The organism is Oleiphilus sp. HI0079 (assembly GCF_001635105.1).
The window spans coordinates 1-804 of the sequence record NZ_LWFT01001399.1 but is presented as its reverse complement, the minus strand read 5'-3'; the positions used below and the strand labels follow the sequence as shown (position 1 = coordinate 804).

Here is an 804-nt window from a genome sequence, read left to right as displayed (position 1 = left end):
TGATTATTCGCTCTATCGAAATGGTGTTTTCCCAAATATACCGGGCCGACTAATTCACTAGGCATAAACCTCTATGGCGAACGCGAACGAGCAGTTAGTTAATCAGTTTTATCAGGCTTTTCAAAAACGTGATGGCGGTGCTATGGCCGCTTGCTATCATCCTGATGCCGCCTTTGAAGATGAAGTGTTTTGCTTGCAAGGCGAAGATGTTGGCCTGATGTGGAAGATGCTCTGCGCTCAGGCAAAAGAATTCCGCTTAGAATTTTCTGAGGTGCACTGTGATGAGCTAAAGGGCAGTGCCCACTGGGAGCCGCGGTATCGTTTCTCGATGACGAATAGAGATGTGCACAACATCGTTGATGCGACGTTTGAGTTTAAAGATGGTCTGATTTACCGCCACCGTGATCGGTTTGATTTTTGGCGTTGGAGCAAGCAGGCTCTCGGTGTGCCTGGGCAGTTGATGGGGTGGTCGAGCTTACTGCGAAACAAAGTGAGAAAGACAGCTAGCAGAAACTTACAACGTTATAAACGCTCGATCTGAAGCAGAGCGCTCTGGCGGAGAAAGTCATGTAGGAAGCAGAAGAAAAGGGGACGCAAGCTTTGTTGCGTCCCCTTTTCTTCTGCATATTTCTATGCGTTTTTATAGTTGATAACGAATGCCGATTGCCGCTTCGATATCAAAATCTGTGTCGTCATGGATTTCCAAATCAGGAATGAGCGCGCCAAATGCTTGCCATTTTGGGGCAAAGTCGAGCTCTAAGCCTACTGGCATACGCGCACCAAAGTCGCCGTCCCAGTNCGCAT

Annotated in this window: 1 protein-coding gene; it reads left to right on the top strand. The window is 48.1% G+C overall.

From position 1 onward, the window contains the following. The first annotated feature begins 73 nt into the window (after nucleotides 1-73). A complete protein-coding gene (locus tag A3750_RS24160; protein ID WP_068453573.1) occupies nucleotides 74-541 on the top strand; it encodes a nuclear transport factor 2 family protein in 468 nt (155 codons plus the stop codon). The last annotated feature ends 263 nt before the right edge of the window (nucleotides 542-804 follow it).

Bases quoted from the DNA above. Each gene is read 5' to 3' on its own strand.
- A3750_RS24160 (WP_068453573.1), top strand. From the start codon at position 74: ATGGCGAACGCGAACGAGCAGTTAGTTAATCAGTTTTATCAGGCTTTT.